The sequence below is a fragment of the Nocardioides sp. JCM 18999 genome (assembly GCF_055391175.1).
Genome location: NZ_AP043887.1, coordinates 834,002 through 852,160 on the forward strand (window position 1 = coordinate 834,002; position 18,159 = coordinate 852,160).

Genomic DNA, 18,159 nt, shown 5'->3' on the forward strand with positions numbered 1-18,159 from the left:
TTCCGTGCCGAGCGGCTCGCGCGACCTGCGCCTGACCGGGCTGCGCAAGGAGTACCCGAACGGCTTCGTCGCCGTCCAGGACCTCGATCTGGTGATCCCGCAGGGCAGCTTCTTCGCCCTGCTGGGGCCGTCGGGGTGCGGCAAGACCACCACGCTGCGGATGGTCGCCGGCCTCGAGACGGTGTCGAAAGGGACGATCACGATCGGGGATCAGGAGATCACCCACGAGAAGCCCTACCGCCGGCCGGTCAACACCGTCTTCCAGAACTACGCGCTTTTCCCGCACCTCACGATCGCGGAGAACGTCGCCTTCGGGCTGCGTCGTCGTGGGGTCAAGGACGTCAAGGGCCCGGTCGCCGAGATCCTCGAGCTGACCGAGCTGACTCCGCAGGCGGCGAAGAAGCCGACCCAGCTCTCCGGCGGCCAGCAGCAGCGTGTCGCGCTGGCCCGCGCGCTGATCAACCGGCCCGAGGTGCTCCTGCTCGACGAGCCGCTGGGTGCGCTCGACCTCAAGCTGCGTCGCGGCATGCAGCTGGAGCTGAAGCGGATCCAGACCGAGGTCGGTCTCACGTTCGTGCACGTCACCCACGACCAGGAGGAGGCCATGACCATGGCCGACACCATCGCGGTGATGAACGGCGGCGTGATCGAGCAGCTGGGTGGCCCGACCGAGCTGTACGAGAACCCGGCCACCACGTTCGTCGCGAACTTCCTCGGGCAGTCCAACCTGATCGGCGGCACCGTGGTCGGTGTCGAGGGTGACCAGGTGAAGGTCGACATGAACGGCACCGTGGTCTCGATCCCGATCGACCGGGCCCACACCGACAACCAGGCCGGCACGAAGGGGTGGGTGGGGATCCGTCCCGAGAAGGTGCTGATCGCCCCGGAGGGTGAACAGATCGACGCGCCCGGCAACCACATGACCGGCGCCGTGATCCTCGACTCGAGCTTCATCGGTGTCTCGACGCAGTACGTCGTCCGGATGCCGTGGGGCCAGGAGCTGCTCGCCTTCGAGCAGAACACCGGGGTGCGCGGCGTGATGGCGCCGGGCACCAAGGTCGACGTCTCCTGGCGGCCCGAGTTCGCCTTCCTGCTCGACGCCGCCCAGGACGCCGCTGCGGGCCTCGAGGAGCAGTGATGGTCGCCCAGACCCCCGAGCGTTCCGACGCGGAGCTGCCACCGCCGCCGGCGCCGACCGGCGCCACGCGTCCGCGGCGCAGCCTGACCGGCTACTGGCTGATCCTGCCGGTGGTGCTGTGGCTGGGCGTCTTCTTCATCATCCCGTTCTACTCCCTGGTGGCGAGCTCGCTCTTCGACCCGAACGGGTCGGTGCTCACCGGGTACGACGTCACCTTCCACTGGCAGAACTACCCCGACGCGCTGCGCGAGTACTGGCGGCCGCTGCTCCGCTCGCTCTGGTACGCCGGCCTGGCGACCTTCTTCTGTCTCGTGCTCGGCTACGTGCTCGCCTACGCGATCGCGTTCAAGGCCGGACGCTGGAAGAACCTGATGCTGGTGCTCGTGGTCGCACCGTTCTTCACCAGCTTCCTGCTGCGCACGCTGTCGTGGAAGCTGATCCTCGGTGACAACGGCTGGGTCGTGGACTTCCTCCAGACCGTGCACATCCTGGGCGACGACGGCCACCTGCTCGCCACCCCGGTCGCGGTCATCGCCGGTCTGACGTACAACTTCCTGCCCTTCATGGTGCTGCCGCTCTACGCCTCGCTGGAAAAGATCGACGGTCGCCTGATCGAGGCGGCCGGCGACCTCTACGCGTCGCCGGCGAGGGCCTTCTTCAAGGTGACCTGGCCGCTGTCGCTGCCTGGCGTCGTGGGTGGCACGCTGCTCACCTTCATCCCGGCGGCCGGCGACTACATCAACGCCGAGCTGCTCGGCAGCCCCAACCAGTCGATGGTGGGCAACCGGATCCAGGAGCTGTTCACCTCGATCGGCGACTACGCCGCCGCGGGCGCGCTCTCGGTGATCCTGATGGCGATCATCGTCACGATGGTGATCTTCTACATCCGCAAGGCAGGGACGGAGGAACTGCTGTGAACCCCCTCTCCCGCCTGGGTCGGTGGATCACCGACCACCTGGTGATGACCCTGGGCATCCTGGTCCTGGTCTACATGTACATCCCGAACATGGTCGTGGCCCTGATGTCGTTCAACGACAGCAGCAAGGCGCGCAACCTCTACAGCTTCCAGTCCTTCACCCTGGACAACTGGCTCCACCCGTGTGCCCCCGACGGGATGTGCCAGTCGGTGCTCAAGAGCATCGAGATCGGTCTGCTGGCGACGCTGTTCTCCACGATCATCGGGACGCTGGGAGCCTTCGCGCTCGTCCGGCACCGGTTCGTCGGGCGGAGCGCGATGAACACCGTGCTCTTCCTGCCGATGGCCTCGCCCGAGATCGTGATGGGCTCCTCGCTGCTCGCGCTCTTCGTCGCGAGCGGGCTCGGAGGTCGACTCGGCTTCTGGACGATCCTGGTCGCCCACATCATGTTCTGCCTCTCCTTCGTCGTGGTGACGGTGAAGTCCAGACTGGCCGGGTTGGACGACAACCTGGAGCAGGCGGCGATGGACCTCTACGCCACCGAGTCGCAGGCGTTCTGGAAGGTCACGTTCCCGCTGGTCTTCCCGGGCATCCTGGGGGCCGCGCTGCTCGCCTTCAGCCTCTCCTTCGACGACTTCATCATCACGAACCTCAATGCGGGTCAGACCGTCACGTTCCCGATGTTCGTCTGGGGTGCTGCTCAGCGGGGTGTGCCGATGCAGGTCAACGTGATCGGCACCGTGATGTTCCTGCTCGCCCTGCTGGTGGTGCTCAGCGGAGAGTTCGGCTCCCGGCGTCGGGCGAAGGCGCTCGCCGGCTGATGCACGCCTCGCTCAACCATGCCGAGCCGCTCGCGGCCTGGCTCGATGATCCTGCGCGACCCGCACCGCTGGCGCCGTTGCTCGGGGAGGCACGGGCCGACCTGGTCGTCGTCGGCGGCGGCTACACCGGCCTGTGGACAGCGCTGCTCGCCCGGGAACGGTTCCCCGACTGGTCGGTGGTGCTGCTCGAGGCCGGCCGCTGCGGCGATCAGGCCAGTGGTCGCAACGGGGGCTTCGCCTCGGCCAGCCTCACCCACGGCTTCGGCAACGGGTTGGAACGGTGGCCCTCCGAGCTCGACGTGCTGGACCGGCTCGGTGCCCAGAACCTGACCGAGATCGGCGAGACGATCGATCGGCTCGGGATCGACTGCGACTGGCGGCGCTCGGGCGAGCTCGCCGTCGCCACCCAGCCGCACCACGTGGAGGAGCTGCACGAGTACGCCGCGAGCCTGGCCGAGCACGGGGTCCGCCACGAGGTCCTGGACGCCGCGGCCGTGCGTGGTCGGGTCGACTCGCCGACGTACCTCGGGGCTGTGGCGCTGCCCGACGAGACCGCACTCGTCGAACCGGCGCGCTTGGCCTGGGGCCTGCGTGAGGCCTGCCTGGCGGCGGGGGTCGAGATCCATGAGGGCACTCCGGTGACCGGGCTCGGCCGCGACGGCGCCGGCCTGCGGGTCACCACCGATCTCGGACTGGTGCGTGCCGGCCGGGTCGCGCTCGCCACCAACGCGTTCCGGCCGCTGCTGCGCCGGCTGCGGCTGATGACGGTGCCGGTCTACGACTACGTGCTGATGACCGAGCCGCTCTCGCCCGCGCAGCTGGCCTCGATCGGCTGGTCCGGGCGCGAGGGGATCGGGGACTCGGCCAACCTGTTCCACTACTACCGGCTGACCCGGGACAACCGGATCCTCTGGGGTGGGTACGACGCCGTCTACCGCTACGGCTCGAAGATCTCGCCGGCGTTCGAGACCGCCGGTCGCACGCACGGGCTGCTCGCCGAGCAGTTCTTCGAGACGTTCCCGCAGCTCGAGGGGCTGTCGTTCACGCACCGCTGGGCCGGGGTGATCGACACCTGCACCCGCTTCTCGGCGTTCTTCGGCACCGCCTACGACCACCGGGTCGCCTACGCCGTCGGTTACACCGGCCTCGGCGTGGCCGCGACCCGCTTCGGCGCTCAGGTGATGCTGGACAAGCTCGCGGGGGAGGAGACCGAGCGGACCGCCTTGGAGATGGTCCGCTCCAAGCCCCTGCCCTTCCCGCCCGAGCCGTTCCGCTACCTCGGGATCAAGGCGATGACCGCCTCGCTCGAGGCCGCCGACCGCAACGCCGGGCGCCGCAACCTGTTCCTCAAGACGATGGACCGGATGGGCTTCGGCTTCGACTCCTAAGCAGGAGGAAACAGGGTGAGCAGGCGGAAGTTTTCACCTGGGAACGCGTGAGCAGGCAGAAGTTTGCGCCACCTTGAGGTTCAGAGGTGCCAGAGACGCTCGCCGAGGGTCGCACGGGCTGTGCGTGCGGCGCTTCGTAGCCGTGTTTCAGCGTCCTGACGCTGTCCGAAGACGTTCTCCTTGGTCATGACCTCGAACATCCACCCAGCCTCGTCCTGCATTCGCTGCCGACGCCCGGTGTCGTGCTGCTGCTGGTCGGGAGTGCTGTGCCACTCTTCGCCGTCGTACTCCGCTGCGAGGCGAAGGTCCTCGTCCGCCAGATCGAGGAAGTACGTCGTCCCGTCGGCGAGCACGACCTCGAACTGAAGGATCGGTTCGCCGAGGCCGGCGTCGTACCAACGCCCCCTCAGCGATGACTCGCCGAACGATTGGGAGCCGATGCGCGCGAGTGGAGCCAACGCTCGCAGCCCGATCACGCCACGCTCGCCCCGGAACCGGGGGACCTCGGCGAGCAGCTCATCGTGGGTGAAGGCGCCAGAGTTCAGCATGTTGTCCATGCCCCACAGGCGGAGGTCTCGAGTGGGTTGAAGGCGGCCAAGGTCGAGGGCGGTCCGAAGTTCGGTGGTGATCCGGAGGCCGTGGAGCTCGCGCAGGTCCTCCGGGATGACGGCCCGCTCGCCGCTTCGAGCGGGAATCCCGCGGGTGCGACGTCGCATGCTGGGCCGGAAGTAGGAGATCTCAGGCACGGACAGATGTTCCTGGGGGCCGAGTGAGCCCTCGCCGCGGTAGAGCCAGGCGGCGGTCCGGTCGCAGATGAAGGCGTCCGGTGGCAGACCGATGGCCAGGCCGCGGCAGCGCAGCTCGATGGAATCCGGCACGTCGCTGGCGACGTAGATGCCGTGCATCATCCTGCGAAGCCGGCCGGCGTCGACCAACCGATGCAGGTGGGTGTCGGAGACGCCCGACTCCGCAGCTTGCTGACGGGTGAAGGGGTCGGCTGATGGGAGGTTCAGGAGGCGGTCGAGCAGGGGAATGGGCATGGGCCGATGCCACACTCCGGCGCCGTCGAACGAGGCGAAGGTGCGCCGACCTGTGGAGGAAACCCGAATGCCGCGGACCTGTGCACCGTCAGCGGTGCGGTCCGCGGCATTCGACTGAAAACTTCTGCCTGTTCACCGGGTGGCAGGTGAAAACTTCTGCCTGCTCACCCTTCCCCGGTTCTCCGTCAGAGCATGCCGGAGGCCTTGTCGAGGACGCGGCGGATGATCTGCTCGATCTCGTCGAACTCGGGCTGGCCGATGATCAGCGGCGGGGAGAGCTGGATGACCGGGTCGCCGCGGTCGTCGGCACGGCAGTAGAGCCCCTCGTCCCACAGCGCCTTGGAGACGTAGCCGTAGAGGATGCGCTCGCAGTCCTCGTCGGAGAAGGACTCCTTGGTCGCCTTGTCCTTGACCAGCTCGATCCCGTAGAAGTACCCGGACCCGCGGACGTCGCCGACGATCGGGAGGTCCTTCAGCTTCGACAGCGTGGCGAGGAAGGCGGCCTCGTTGCGCTGCACGTTGCCGAGCAGGTCGTCGGACTCGAAGAGGTCCAGGTTGGCCAGCGCGACGGCGCAGCTCACGGGGTGACCGCCGAACGTGTAGCCGTGGTAGAAGGTGTTCCCCTCCTCCAGGAAGGGCTCCATCAGCCGGTCGGAGGCGATCATCGCGCCGAGCGGGGCGTAACCGGAGGTGAGTCCCTTGGCCGAGGTGACGATGTCAGGTACGTAGTCGAACTTCTGCCCGCCGAACATGGTGCCGAGGCGTCCGTAGGCGCAGATCACCTCGTCGGAGACGAGCAGGACGTCGTACTGGTCGCAGATCTCGCGGACCCGCTGCCAGTAGCCGGCCGGCGGCGGGAAGCAGCCGCCCGCGTTCTGCACCGGCTCGAGGAAGACCGCGGCGACCGTGTCGGGGCCCTCGTTGAGGATCGCGATCTCGATCTGGTCCGCGGCCCAGCGGCCGAAGCGTTCCGGGTCGGATCCGTCGAGCAGACCGGAGGTGATCTCGTCCGCGCGGTAGACGTTGGTGTTCGGCACGCGGAAGGTCGAGGGCACCAGCGGCTCGAACGGCGCCTTGAGCGCCGGGATGCCGGTGATCGACAGCGCGCCCTGGGTGGTGCCGTGATAGGCGATCGCGCGGCTGATCACCTTGTGCTTGCCGGGCCTGCCGGTGAGCTTGAAGTAGTTCTTGGCCAGCTTCCACGCCGACTCCACAGCCTCACCGCCGCCGGTGGTGAAGAAGACGCGGTTGAGGTCACCGGGGGCAGCGCCGGCCAGCCGGTCGGCCAGCTCGATCGCCTTGGGGTGCGCGTAGGACCACAGCGGGTGGAAGGCGAGCTCGTTCATCTGCTTCGAGGCAGCCTCGGCGAGCTCGGTGCGGCCGTGCCCGACCTGGTTGACGAAGAGGCCGGCCAGGCCGTCGAGGACCTTCTTGCCCTTCGAGTCCCAGATGTAGGCACCCTCACCCTTCACGATGATGGGGACGTCGCCCGACGCATAGCTGGAGTGCCGGGTGAAGTGCATCCAGAGGTGGTCCTTGGCGGCGCGCTGCATCTGGTCGTAGTTCGACGGATCGAGAGCCATGCCGCCACTGTACGACAGAACAACGAAAATCGGAGGTGGCGGTTCTTAGGACGACGAAATCAGTTGTGACGCGGGCGTAACACGGTGCTGATGCGAAGTCATGGGTCACACTGTTGGATGTGTCCATGACTTCGACCCTCTGGGTGAACGGCCCGGTCTTCGACGGCGTCCGGTATCGCGACGACCTCGCCGGAGTACTCGCCCAGGACGGTCGGATCACGGCGCTGGTCGGCCACGGCGAGGAACTGCCCAGTGCCGACGAGGTCGTCGACCTGGCCGGCGGACTGCTCACCCCGGGGTTCACCGACGCCCACATCCACGCGGTCCAAGGAGGCGTGGAGCGGCTCCGCTGCGATCTGTCCCACCTCTATGACCGAGACGACTACCTCACCGCGATCACGGCGTACGCCGACGCCAACCCGGACCTGCCCTGGATCCTGGGCGGGGGCTGGGCGATGGCCTGCTTCCCCGGCGGCACGCCGCTCGCGAGCGACCTGGATGCGATCGTCCCCGACCGGCCGGTCTTCCTGGTCAACCGCGACCACCACGGCGCCTGGGCCAACTCCTGTGCCCTCGAGCTGGCCGGGATCTGCGCTGCTACCCCCGACCCGAGCGACGGCTATCTGGAGCGGGACGAGCAGGGTGCGCCGACCGGCACGTTGCACGAGGGAGCGATGGCGCTGGTCGGCGAGCACGTGCCGGCGGCCACCGCGGAGGAGCTGCTCGCCGGGTTGGAGGAGGCTCAGCGCTATCTCTTCTCCGTCGGAGTGACCGGCTGGCAGGACGCCATCATCGGGGAGTACGCGGGGATGACGAACCCGGGGCCGACGTACCTCGCCGCCGCCCGCTCCGGTGCCTTGATCGCTGAGGTCGTCGGCGCGCTGTGGTGGGACCGCGAGCGGGGGACCGAGCAGGTCTCCGATCTGATCGCGCTGCGCGAGGCCTACAGCCACGGTCGTTTCCGGGCCACGAGCATCAAGGTGATGCAGGACGGTGTGGCGGAGAACGGCACCGCGTCGATGAGCACGCCCTACCTCGACCGCTGCGGTCACGCGACGCAGAACACAGGTCATTCCTTCGTCGATCCGGGCGTGCTCAAGACCGCAGCGCCTCTGCTCGCCGAGGCCGGCTTCCAGCTCCACATCCACGCCATCGGCGACAGCGCGGTCGCCGAGGCCCTCGACGCGCTCGAGGCGGTCGGACCCGACGCCCGAGACCTCCGCCACCACCTGGCGCACCTGCAGTTCGTCCGACCGTCGGACCAGGAGCGGTTCGGCCCGCTCGGCGTCGCTGTCAACGCGCAGACCCTGTGGGCGTGCCTCGACGACCAGATGGTCGACCTGACGCTGCCCCAGGTCGGCCCCGAGCGAGCGGCGTGGCAGTACCCGTTCGCCTCGATGATCGCCGGCGGCGCTCGGATGGTCTCAGGGAGCGACTGGCCCGTCAGCACCCCCGATCCGTGGCAGGCGCTGCACGTCGCGGTCAACCGCACCGATCCCGAGTACGGCGGCGAGCCGCTCAACCCCGAACAGGCACTGAGCCTGGAGGTCGCCCTGGCGGCGTACACCTCGGGAAGTGCCTGGATCAACCATCGCGACCAGCGGGGCGGGGCCGGTGTGATCGCCGTCGGTCACACCGCCGACCTGGTGGCGCACGACCGTGACCCGTTCGCTGCCGATGCGAGCGAGATCGCACGCACCACCGTCACCTCCACCTGGGTCGCCGGGACCCAGGTCTTCAGCCTCTGATTCGCCCCTCTGATTCGCCAACGACGAAGGATCACCACGCACCATGGACACCACGCAGATCAGCTTCAAGAACGTCATCGACGGCGAGCTCGTCGACGCGGCCGACGGGGCGACGTACGACGTCTTCGACCCCTCGACGGGCGAGGTCTACGCCCAGGCGCCCCTGTCGAGCGAGGTCGACGTCGACCGTGCCTACCGGGCCGCCGAGAAGGCGTTCGAGACCTGGGGCGAGACCACGCCGCGCGAGCGCTCGGAGCGGCTGCTCAAGCTCGCCTCCGCGATGGAGGAGCGGGCCGATGAGCTGGTCCGGCTCGAGGTGCGCGACACCGGGAAGCCCTACTCCCTGACCACCAGCGAGGAGATGCCGGCCACGATCGACCACATCCGCTTCTTCGCGGGCGCGGCTCGCACGTTGGAGGGGCGTTCGGCGGGGGAGTACCTCGCCGACCACACCTCGATCATCCGGCGCGAGCCGATCGGTGTGATCGGTCAGGTCGCGCCGTGGAACTACCCGCTCAACATGATGTCGTGGAAGATCGGCCCGGCCCTGGCTGCGGGCAACACGATCGTGCTCAAGCCGAGCGACACCACCCCGGCGGCCAGTCTGCTGCTGGCTGAGATCGCCCAGGAGTTCCTGCCGCCGGGCGTGCTCAACGTCATCAGCGGCACCCGCGACACCGGCCGCGCGATGGTCACCCACCCGACGCCGCAGATGATCGCCATCACCGGCTCGGTGCGCGCCGGGATCGAGGTCGCCAAGGCTGCGGCCGACGACGTCAAGAAGGTCCACCTCGAGCTCGGCGGCAAGGCCCCGGTCATCGTGTTCAACGACGCCGACATCGAGGCTGCGGCCACTGCGATCGCCGAGGCCGGTCTCTTCAACGGCGGCCAGGACTGTACGGCGGCCACGCGCGTGCTCGCCCAGGAAGGGATCCACGACGAGTTCGTCGCCGCGCTCGCCGAGGCCGTCGGGAAGCTGCGCACCGGGTTGCCGTTCGACGAGTCGACGTTCTTCGGGGCGCTCAACAACCCTGACCAGCTCGCGCGGGTGGCGGGTGTCGTGGACCGTCTGCCCGACCACGCCTCCGTCGCCACCGGTGGGAAGCTCGCGGTCGTCGAGGGTGGCGAGGGCGGCTGGTTCTACGAGCCGACCGTGCTGTCCCACCTGCGCCAGGACGACGAGCAGGTCCAGGCCGAGATCTTCGGTCCGATCATCACCGCGCAGAAGTTCACCGACGAGGCCGAGGCGCTGCGGTTCGCCAACGGTGTGAAGTACGGTCTCGGCTCGTCGATCTGGACCAAGGACCACGGCACCGCGATGCGGGTCTCCAAGCGGCTCGACTTCGGCGTGGTGTGGATCAACACCCACATCCCGTTCGTCTCCGAGATGCCGCACGGCGGGTTCAAGCACTCCGGCTACGGCAAGGACCTCTCCGTCTACGGCCTCGAGGACTACACCCGGATCAAGCACGTGATGTCCTACATCGGCTGACCGGCCATCTCGGAGGGCAATACCGGCCATCTCGGCGAAGAACTACGGCAGGACGACGGCGAGGGGGAGGTCGCGGCACTCGACGCGAGCGCCGGCGAGCTCGATCCGGTCACCGGGGCCGACGTGGGGGTCGGAGGAGACCACGGCACGGCCGTACTCGTTGACCAGCGTGGCGCCGGACTCGCGCAGCCCGGCGAGGAGCTCGCCCTCGAGCGTCTCGACCAGGGTGTCGGCGCCGACGACGCCGACCATCGTGCCGTTCACGATCACCGGGGCGGTGGCGGTGACGGTGTAGTCGTCGGTGCAGACGAAGTCGACGTACGGTCCGGTGAGGTGCCGGCGGCCGGTCTGCTCCGGGACGCTGAACCACGGCCGCCGGGTGTAGTCGAACACCTCGGTCGGCGGGACCGACGGCTCGGCCAGGAGCGAGCGTTCCTCGCCCTGCCACCAGGCCAGGTAGAGCGGACGATCCACGAGCGCGCCGCGCGCGGCGACGAAGCCGCCGCCGACGACGTTGTTCGGTCCGTCGAGGAAGGCGAGCGCCTGGGTGAGGATGGCGGCCGAGGCGACCGCAGCCGTGACCGGCCCGGCCTCGAAGACGTCGGCGATCGAGTCGTGCCAGCGGGCGAGCTCGTCGAAGATCCGGTGGAAATGACGCTCGACCGCGCGGACGGTCGCAGTGACGTCCGCGCTGAGGTCGGTCGTGGCCCCATGCATGTTCGTCATCATCGCACCGCCGCGTGGAGGTCGGCCAGACGTTCGACGGCCTCTCTCAGCTGGAGCCGGACGGCGGCGCGAGCGGCGGTGGCGTCGCCGTCCTCGATCGCCGTGACCAGCTCCCGGAGACGCTCCCGGGTGGCGGCCCGATGCGTGTCGTCGGTGAGGGTCAGGCGCAACAGGCTGCCGAAGTCGGCCTCCTGGCGGATCACGTCCCGGGTGATCCGGACCGACTGGGTGAGCGCTGCCACGGCGAGGTAGAGCTCGGTCTCGGCACGCTGCCAGGCACCCACGTCGTCGGGATCGGCGGCGTCGGCCGCGGCGAGGATCGCGTGCACGTAGTCGAGCTCGCCCGGGTCGACCCGCTCGGCTGCGAGCTCGGCACTGCCGGTGAGCACGACGAGGTGGTGGGCGGCGCGGTCTCGGAGCTCGAGCCGCGAGAGGGTGGCGAGACGCCCGGACTGGTGGTCCACGTCGGCGTCGGCGGTGACGAAGCTACCGCCGTTGCGGCCACGGACCGTGGTGATCAGGGAGCGGCGCCTCAGGGCGTCGAGGGCCTCGCGGACGGTGACCAGGGCGACGCCGAGCTGACGGGCGAGGTCGGCCTCGGTGGGGAGCTTCTCGCCGTCCTCCAGCAGGCCGGAGTGGATCGCCTCGGCGATCCGGTGCTCGACCAGTCGGGCGCGACCGGCGTCGCCGAGGGGTGCGAAGACGGCGGCACGAGCAGGGCTGGGCTGCTGCTTGGTGGTCATCGAACCTCCCTTCGGACGGCCACGGTCGCAGGTTTAACGACTCGCTGACACGAAACGTCTCCCGAATTAACATCTGAAACCATATGATTTGCAGACCGATGGCGACAGACCAGCGGTGACGAGGTGGGGAACATGACGGGCGCGGCCATCCGACTGACCGGTCTTCAGCGTGTCTACGGCGAGGTCACGGCCGTCGACGACCTGGACCTGGAGGTCGCCGAGGGGGAGTTCTTCTCCATGCTCGGACCCTCGGGTTCGGGCAAGACGACCGTCCTCCGCCTGATCGCGGGCTTCGAGCAGCCCACGGGCGGAACGATCGAGCTGGGCGGCGAGGACGTCACCGGCCTCCCGGCGAACCAGCGCGACGTCAACACCGTCTTCCAGGACTACGCGCTCTTCCCGCACCTCACCGTGCAGGGCAACGTCGAGTACGGCCTGCGGGTGGCCAAGGTCGCCAAGGCCGAGCGTGCCGAGCGGGCCCGGGCCGCGCTCGCCCAGGTCCGCCTCGAGGGGTACGGCGACCGCAAGCCGCACCAGCTCTCGGGAGGTCAGCGCCAGCGGGTCGCGCTGGCCCGCGCCCTGGTCAACCGTCCGACGGTGCTGCTCCTCGACGAACCGTTGGGTGCGCTCGACCTCAAGCTGCGCCGGGAGATGCAGCTCGAGCTCAAGGAGATCCAGCGCGAGGTCGGGATCACCTTCGTCTTCGTCACCCACGACCAGGAGGAGGCGTTGACGATGAGCGACCGGATCGCGGTCTTCAACGCCGGTCGGATCGAGCAGATCGCCACGCCGGTCGAGCTCTACGAGAAGCCGGCGAGCACGTTCGTCGCCGGATTCGTCGGCACCACCAACCTGCTGCCCCCGACCCTGACCGGACGCACCGGCCAGGCCGCCGTACGACCGGAGCGCCTGCACCTCGGCACTCCTGACCCCGAGTCCCAGAGCGCGAAGGGCGTGATCAGCGAGGTCGTCTACCTCGGTGCGGCCACGCACACCATCGTCACGCTCGGCGACGGCACCACGGTCACCGTCTCCGAACCCAACAAGGGCCTTGCTCCGCTCGCCGAGCGCGGCGCGGCCGTGACCGTCAGCTGGCGTCCGGAGGACCTGGTCGTCCTCGGCCAGTCCTGAGCCCCACCCACGTCGCATCCTGCGAACCACCGCAACATCAAGGAGAAGAGATGAAGAAGTCACTCGCCCTGCGGGCCGGTGCGCTGCTCTCGGTCGGGGCACTCGCCCTGTCCGCGTGCGGCGGCTCGGACTCGGACAGCGCGTCCGACGGCGGTTTCAAGGCCCCGGACATCCCGATGGTGAAGTCGCTCGGGGACGGGGAGGGTGCGGTCAACATCCTCGCCTGGCCCGGTTACGCCGAGGACGGCAGCACCGCTCCGGAGTACGACTGGGTGACCCCCTTCGAGAAGGCCACCGGCTGCGAGGCCACGGTCAAGTACTTCGGCTCCTCCGACGAGGCGCTCAACCTGATGAAGACCGACGAGTACGACGTCGTCTCGGCCTCGGGTGACGCCTCCCTCCGCCTGATCGCGGGCGGCTACGTCCAGCCGGTCAACACCGACCTGCTCAAGAACTACGCCGACATCCAGTCGTTCCTGAAGGACACGGCCTACAACTCGGTCGACGGCCAGATGTACGGCATGCCGCAGGGCTGGGGCGCCAACCTGCTCACCTACAACCCCGACGTGGTGAAGCCGGCGCCGACCAGCTGGGCCGACATGTTCGACCCGAGCTCGCCGTACGCCGGCAAGATCTCGGCCTACGACAGCCCGATCTACATCGCCGACGCGGCGCTGGTGCTGATGCAGACCGAGCCCGACCTCAAGATCACCAACCCCTACGCCCTGGACCAGAAGCAGTTCGACGCCGCCGTCGAGCTGCTCAAGGGCCAGCGCAAGGTGGTCGGGGAGTACTGGAGCGACTACGCCGCGCAGCAGCAGGCCTTCGAGAAGGGCGACGACGTCCTCGGCACCTCGTGGCAGGTCATCGTCAACCTGATCGAGGCCGACAAGAAGCCCGTCGAGGCCTCCGTCCCGGCCGAGGGTGCGACCGGCTGGTCGGACACCTGGATGGTCAACGCGAAGTCGCAGCACCCGAACTGCGCCTACGCCTGGCTCGACTACATCGGCGGGCCTGACGGCAACGCCGAGTCGGCGTACTACTTCGGTGAGGCTCCGGCCAACGCCAAGGCGTGCGACACCGTCGCGACGAAGTACGACGACGCGACGTTCTGCGACACGTTCCACGCCAACGACGAGGCCTACGCCAAGAAGGTCTGGTACTGGACCACGCCGATCTCGGACTGCCTCGACGGTCGTGACGTGACGTGCGTGCCGTACTCGGAGTGGGCCAAGGCCTGGACCGAGATCAAGGGCTGAGCTCAAGGGCTGAGCTCAAGAACTGAGTGGGAGAACGCTGAACGATGAGTAGCAAGCCAGGGGTCCGAGGGGCCCTGTCCACCGTGGGGTTCCTGACCCCACCGATGCTGTGGCTCGGGGTCTTCTACCTCGGATCCCTGGCTGTGCTGCTCCTCACCGCGTTCTGGTCCGTCGGTGAGTACACACCGGAAGTCATCAAAGAGTTCACGCTGGAGAACTTCCAGACGATCCTCACCGAGCCGGTCTACCGCACCATTGCGTTCCGCACGATCGCGATCGCCGCGGTGGTCACCCTGATCGACGGCCTGCTGGCCCTGCCGATCGCGTTCTTCATGGCCAAGATGGTCAGTGCGCGGTGGCAGCGGATCCTGGTCATCGCGATCCTGACGCCGCTGTGGGCGTCGTACCTGGTCAAGGCGTATGCCTGGCGTGCGATGTTCTCCGAGTCCGGGCCGCTGAGCTCGATCGGCATCCACATCGGGTACGGCCTGCCGGCGCTCGTCATCACGATGGCCTACCTCTGGCTGCCGTTCATGATCCTGCCGGTGTACGCCGGCTTCCAGCGGCTCCCGAGCTCGCTGATCGAGGCCTCCGCCGACCTGGGGGCGACCCCGGCGACCACCTTCCGCCGGGTGATCGTGCCGTCGGTCTTCCCCGCGCTGGTCGCAGGCTCGATCTTCACCTTCTCGCTGACGCTGGGTGACTACGTCGCGGTCAAGATCGTGGGTGGTCCGACCCAGGTGCTCGGTGGCGTGATCTACCAGTCCTTCGGGACGGCCAACGACCTGCCCTTCGCCGCGGCGCTTTCCTTCATCCCGATCGTCGTCATGCTCGTCTACTTGTGGGCGGTCCGCCGCACCGGCGCCTTGGAGAACCTATGACCACCCCAGCGAACGCGATGGTCACGCCTCGGTCGAAGGCCTTCTACGGGGTCGCGACCGGGCTGGTCCTGCTCTTCATCTACGTGCCGCTGGCGCTGGTGGTGCTCAACTCGTTCAACACCTCCAAGACCTTCGCCTGGCCCCCGACGGGATTCACCACCGAGTGGTGGGAGAAGGCCTTCCACTCCGAGGGAGCCCGGAACGCGCTGTGGGTCTCGGTCCAGGTCGGTCTGATGGCGACCGTGATCGCGCTCGTCCTCGGCACGCTGGCGGCGTTGGGTCTGCAGCGGACGAAGTTCTTCGGTCGCAACGTGGTCTCGCTGCTGATCATCCTGCCGATCGCCCTGCCCGGTGTGGTCACCGGTATCGCGCTCAACACCATGTTCACCTCGACGCTCGGGCTGCACCTGAGCATCTTCACGATCACCGTGGCGCACGCGACGTTCTGCATCGTCACCGTGTTCAACAACGTCCAGGCCCGGCTGCGGCGCACCGCCGGCTCGCTGACCGAGGCGTCGGCGGACCTGGGGGCGTCCGGGTGGACGACCTTCTGGTTGGTCACGTTCCCGTTGATGCGCTCGGCGCTGCTCGCGGGTGCGCTGCTCGCCTTCGCGCTGTCCTTCGACGAGATCGTGGTGACCACCTTCACCGCCAGCGCGACCGATCAGACACTCCCGATCTGGATCTTCGCGAACCTGTTCCGGCCCAACCAGGCGCCGATCGTCAACGCGGTCGCGGCGTTCCTGGTGATCGTCTCGATCATCCCGATCTGGCTCGCCCAGCGGCTGTCCGGGAGCGACGACCCGGTCCGCTGACCGGGCGAACCGCGTCAGGCGGTGGCGGTGAACGCCTCCGCGACCACGTCGAGCGCCTCGTGGAGCAGCTCGTCGCTGATCGACAGCGGCGGCAGGAAGCGGAAGACGTTGCCCCAGGTGCCGGCGGTCAGCACCATCACGCCGTTCTTGTGGCAGTACGACGCCACGGCCCCGGTCCGGGCGGCGTCGGGCTCCAGGGTGCCGGGCTTGGTCAGCTCGATCGCGATCATGGCGCCGCGGCCACGGATGTCCCCGATCACGGGGTGAGCGACCTGCATCGCCTCGAGACGTGAGGTGAGGATGGCGCCGATCTCGCGGGCGCGGGCGGCGAGGTCGTGGGTCTCCATCTCCTCGATCGCACCGAGCGCGCCGGCGCAGGCGACCGGGTTGCCGCCGTAGGTGCCGCCCAGCCCACCGGCGTGGACGGCGTCCATGATCTCGGCTCGCCCGGTGACCGCGGACAGCGGCAGACCGCCGGCGATGCCCTTGGCGGTGGTGATCATGTCGGGCACGACACCCTCGTGGTCGACGGCGAACCAGTCGCCCGTGCGGACGAACCCGGACTGGATCTCGTCGGCGATGAAGACGATGCCGTGCTCCTGGGCGTAGGCAGCCAGAGCCGGCAGGAAGCCCGGGGCCGGGACGACGAAGCCGCCCTCGCCCTGGATCGGCTCGATGATGATCGCCGCGACCCGGTCCTCGCCGACCTGGGCGTGGATCACGTCGATCGCGCGGGCAGCCGCGTCGGCGCCGGAGAGGCCGTCGCGGTACGGGTAGGACATCGGCACCCGGTAGACGTCACCGGCGAACGGACCGAAGCCGTCCTTGTAGGGCAGGTTCTTCGCCGTCATCGCCATCGTCAGGTTCGTGCGCCCGTGGTAGGCGTGGTCGAAGACGACGACCGCGTTGCGACCGGTCGCGCGGCGGGCGATCTTGATCGCGTTCTCGACCGCCTCGGCGCCGGAGTTGAACAGCGCCGACTTCTTGGCGTGGTCACCCGGGGTGAGCTCGGCCAGCTTGGCGGCCACGTCGACGTAGGCGTCGTACGGGGTGACGGTGAAGCAGGTGTGGGTGAACGCGGCGAGCTGCTCGCTGGCGCGGGCCACGACACGTTCGGCGGAGTTGCCGACCGTGGTCACGGCGATGCCGGAGCCGAGGTCGATCAGCGCGTTGCCGTCGACGTCGCGCAGGATGCCGCCGCCGGCGGACTCGATGAAGACCGGCAGGCCGACCCCGACACCGTCGGAGACGAACGCCTTCTTCCGCTCCAGTCGCGCCCGCGACTCGGGGCCGGGGATCTCGGTGACGAGAACGCGCTTCTGGGGGATCGAGGGGCCGCCGCTCATGCCTGGAAGACTATCGCCATGCGTGATGTGGTGATCCTCGGCTCGACCGGTTCCATCGGAACCCAGGCCCTCGACCTGGTCCGGGCCAACCCGGACCGGTTCCGGGTGGTGGGGCTGACCGCCGGCGGTTCGAACCCGGACCTCTTCGCCGCTCAGGTCGACGAGTTCAGGCCGGCGTTCTCCGGGTTGGGGGAGCAGGCGTCGATCGAAGCGGCCGCCCAGTCAGCCGACGTGGTGCTCAACGGGATCACCGGCGCGGTCGGTCTGCTCCCGACGTTGGCCGCCCTCGACGCGGGGACGACGTTGGCACTGGCCAACAAGGAGAGTCTGATCATGGGCGGTCCGCTGGTCCTCGAGCGCGCCAAGCCCGGCCAGATCGTGCCCGTCGACTCCGAGCACTCCGCGATCGCTCAGTGCCTGCGCGGGGGAGCGCCGAGCGAGGTCCGCAAGCTGGTCCTGACGGCATCGGGCGGCCCGTTCCGCGGCCGCAGCCGTGCGAGCCTCGAGGACGTCACCCCGGAGCAGGCCGGCAACCACCCCACCTGGGACATGGGGCCGGTGATCACGATCAACTCCGCCACCTTGGTCAACAAGGGGCTGGAGGTGATCGAGGCGCACCTGCTCTTCGGCATCGACTTCGACCGGATCGAGGTCGTCGTGCACCCGACCAGCGTGGTGCACTCGATGGTCGAGTTCATCGACGGCTCGACGCTGGTGCAGGCGAGCCCCCCGACGATGCTGATCCCGATCGCGTTGGGCCTGGACTGGCCCGACCGTGTGCCGGACGCCGCTCCGGCGGTGGACTGGACGACGGCGAACACCTGGGAGTTCTTCCCGCTCGACGACGAGGCGTTCCCGGCGGTCGCGCTGGCTCGGGAGGCGGGGAAGCGGGGCGGCACCATCCCGGCGATCTACAACGCCGCCAACGAGGTCGCCGTGGATGCGTTCCGCACCGGACGGCTGCGCTTCACCGGCATCGTGGACACCGTCGATTCAGTGATCGCTCAGGCGGACGACGTACGCTCGGAAGGCTTGAGCGTGGACGACATCCTCGCCGCTGACGCTTGGGCACGAGAGACCGCCACCGCACTGATCCAGGACTGAGACACCCACGTTGACCGCCTTGAATTT

General features: G+C 68.6%; 16 protein-coding genes. 11 read left to right on the plus strand and 5 right to left on the minus strand.

Annotated features, from left to right (window positions below; genetic code table 11):
* Positions 1-4: 4 nt before the first annotated feature.
* From ACZ5J1_RS04010 to ACZ5J1_RS04025, 4 genes are read left to right on the plus strand one after another with little or no spacing between them, the layout of a single operon-like run.
* Positions 5-1,138, plus strand: a complete 1,134-nt coding sequence (locus tag ACZ5J1_RS04010; protein WP_464562730.1) for an ABC transporter ATP-binding protein — start codon at positions 5-7, stop codon at positions 1,136-1,138.
* Entirely contained in the window at positions 1,138-2,055 is a 918-nt protein-coding gene (locus ACZ5J1_RS04015; protein WP_464562732.1) for an ABC transporter permease, read from the plus strand. The genes ACZ5J1_RS04010 and ACZ5J1_RS04015 overlap by 1 nt, the downstream gene beginning before the upstream one ends.
* On the plus strand, positions 2,052-2,876 hold the full coding sequence (locus ACZ5J1_RS04020; protein WP_464562734.1) for an ABC transporter permease: 825 nt from the start codon (positions 2,052-2,054) through the stop codon (positions 2,874-2,876). Before ACZ5J1_RS04015 ends, ACZ5J1_RS04020 begins: the two co-directional genes overlap by 4 nt.
* Positions 2,876-4,264: an NAD(P)/FAD-dependent oxidoreductase gene (locus ACZ5J1_RS04025; RefSeq protein WP_464562736.1), complete on the plus strand. Its 1,389-nt coding sequence runs from the start codon at positions 2,876-2,878 to the stop codon at positions 4,262-4,264. Before ACZ5J1_RS04020 ends, ACZ5J1_RS04025 begins: the two co-directional genes overlap by 1 nt.
* Positions 4,265-4,344: 80 nt before the next feature.
* On the opposite strand, the gene ACZ5J1_RS04030 is transcribed toward ACZ5J1_RS04025, so the two are convergent.
* Both ACZ5J1_RS04030 and ACZ5J1_RS04035 read right to left on the minus strand, forming a co-directional pair.
* Entirely contained in the window at positions 4,345-5,304 is a 960-nt protein-coding gene (locus ACZ5J1_RS04030; RefSeq protein WP_464562738.1) for a type IV toxin-antitoxin system AbiEi family antitoxin domain-containing protein, read from the minus strand.
* 185 nt (positions 5,305-5,489) lie between these two features.
* Complete coding sequence (locus ACZ5J1_RS04035; RefSeq protein WP_464562740.1) at positions 5,490-6,887, minus strand: aspartate aminotransferase family protein; 1,398 nt, start codon at positions 6,885-6,887, stop codon at positions 5,490-5,492.
* Between the two features lie 125 nt (positions 6,888-7,012).
* On the opposite strand from ACZ5J1_RS04035, the gene ACZ5J1_RS04040 reads away from it, so the two are divergent.
* Together ACZ5J1_RS04040 and ACZ5J1_RS04045 are read left to right on the plus strand one after the other, a co-directional pair.
* The gene (locus ACZ5J1_RS04040) at positions 7,013-8,635 is read left to right on the plus strand and encodes an amidohydrolase (RefSeq protein ID WP_464562742.1); all 1,623 of its coding nucleotides are present in this window, start codon (positions 7,013-7,015) and stop codon (positions 8,633-8,635) included.
* Between the two features lie 43 nt (positions 8,636-8,678).
* Positions 8,679-10,127 carry a gamma-aminobutyraldehyde dehydrogenase gene (locus ACZ5J1_RS04045; RefSeq protein ID WP_464562744.1) on the plus strand — a complete coding sequence of 483 codons (1,449 nt, stop codon included), beginning with the start codon at positions 8,679-8,681 and terminating at the stop codon, positions 10,125-10,127.
* Between the two features lie 42 nt (positions 10,128-10,169).
* Here the strand turns inward: ACZ5J1_RS04045 and ACZ5J1_RS04050 are convergent, their stop codons facing one another.
* The gene (locus tag ACZ5J1_RS04050) at positions 10,170-10,844 is read right to left on the minus strand and encodes a cache domain-containing protein (protein ID WP_464562746.1); all 675 of its coding nucleotides are present in this window, start codon (positions 10,842-10,844) and stop codon (positions 10,170-10,172) included.
* 8 nt (positions 10,845-10,852) lie between these two features.
* Positions 10,853-11,596 (minus strand): FadR/GntR family transcriptional regulator, encoded by a 744-nt coding sequence (locus ACZ5J1_RS04055; RefSeq protein WP_464562748.1) that lies wholly within the window; start codon positions 11,594-11,596, stop codon positions 10,853-10,855.
* 132 nt (positions 11,597-11,728) lie between these two features.
* On the opposite strand from ACZ5J1_RS04055, the gene ACZ5J1_RS04060 reads away from it, so the two are divergent.
* Genes ACZ5J1_RS04060 through ACZ5J1_RS04075 form a run of 4 tightly spaced genes read left to right on the plus strand, consistent with a single transcriptional unit; the run spans position 11,729 to position 15,682 of the window.
* Positions 11,729-12,727, plus strand: coding sequence for an ABC transporter ATP-binding protein (locus ACZ5J1_RS04060; protein ID WP_464562750.1), 999 nt, complete (start codon positions 11,729-11,731; stop codon positions 12,725-12,727).
* Positions 12,728-12,777: 50 nt separating this feature from the next.
* The gene (locus tag ACZ5J1_RS04065; protein ID WP_464562752.1) at positions 12,778-13,986 is read left to right on the plus strand and encodes an ABC transporter substrate-binding protein; all 1,209 of its coding nucleotides are present in this window, start codon (positions 12,778-12,780) and stop codon (positions 13,984-13,986) included.
* A gap of 44 nt (positions 13,987-14,030) precedes the next feature.
* Positions 14,031-14,867, plus strand: a complete 837-nt coding sequence (locus tag ACZ5J1_RS04070) for an ABC transporter permease (protein WP_464562754.1) — start codon at positions 14,031-14,033, stop codon at positions 14,865-14,867.
* Positions 14,864-15,682, plus strand: coding sequence for an ABC transporter permease (locus ACZ5J1_RS04075; protein ID WP_464562756.1), 819 nt, complete (start codon positions 14,864-14,866; stop codon positions 15,680-15,682). Before ACZ5J1_RS04070 ends, ACZ5J1_RS04075 begins: the two co-directional genes overlap by 4 nt.
* 14 nt (positions 15,683-15,696) lie before the next feature.
* On the opposite strand, the gene gabT is transcribed toward ACZ5J1_RS04075, so the two are convergent.
* Positions 15,697-17,028, minus strand: coding sequence for a 4-aminobutyrate--2-oxoglutarate transaminase (gabT, locus tag ACZ5J1_RS04080; protein WP_464562758.1), 1,332 nt, complete (start codon positions 17,026-17,028; stop codon positions 15,697-15,699).
* Between the two features lie 18 nt (positions 17,029-17,046).
* On the opposite strand from gabT, the gene dxr reads away from it, so the two are divergent.
* Positions 17,047-18,132 (plus strand): 1-deoxy-D-xylulose-5-phosphate reductoisomerase, encoded by a 1,086-nt coding sequence (dxr, locus tag ACZ5J1_RS04085; RefSeq protein WP_464562760.1) that lies wholly within the window; start codon positions 17,047-17,049, stop codon positions 18,130-18,132.
* Positions 18,133-18,159: the final 27 nt, after the last annotated feature.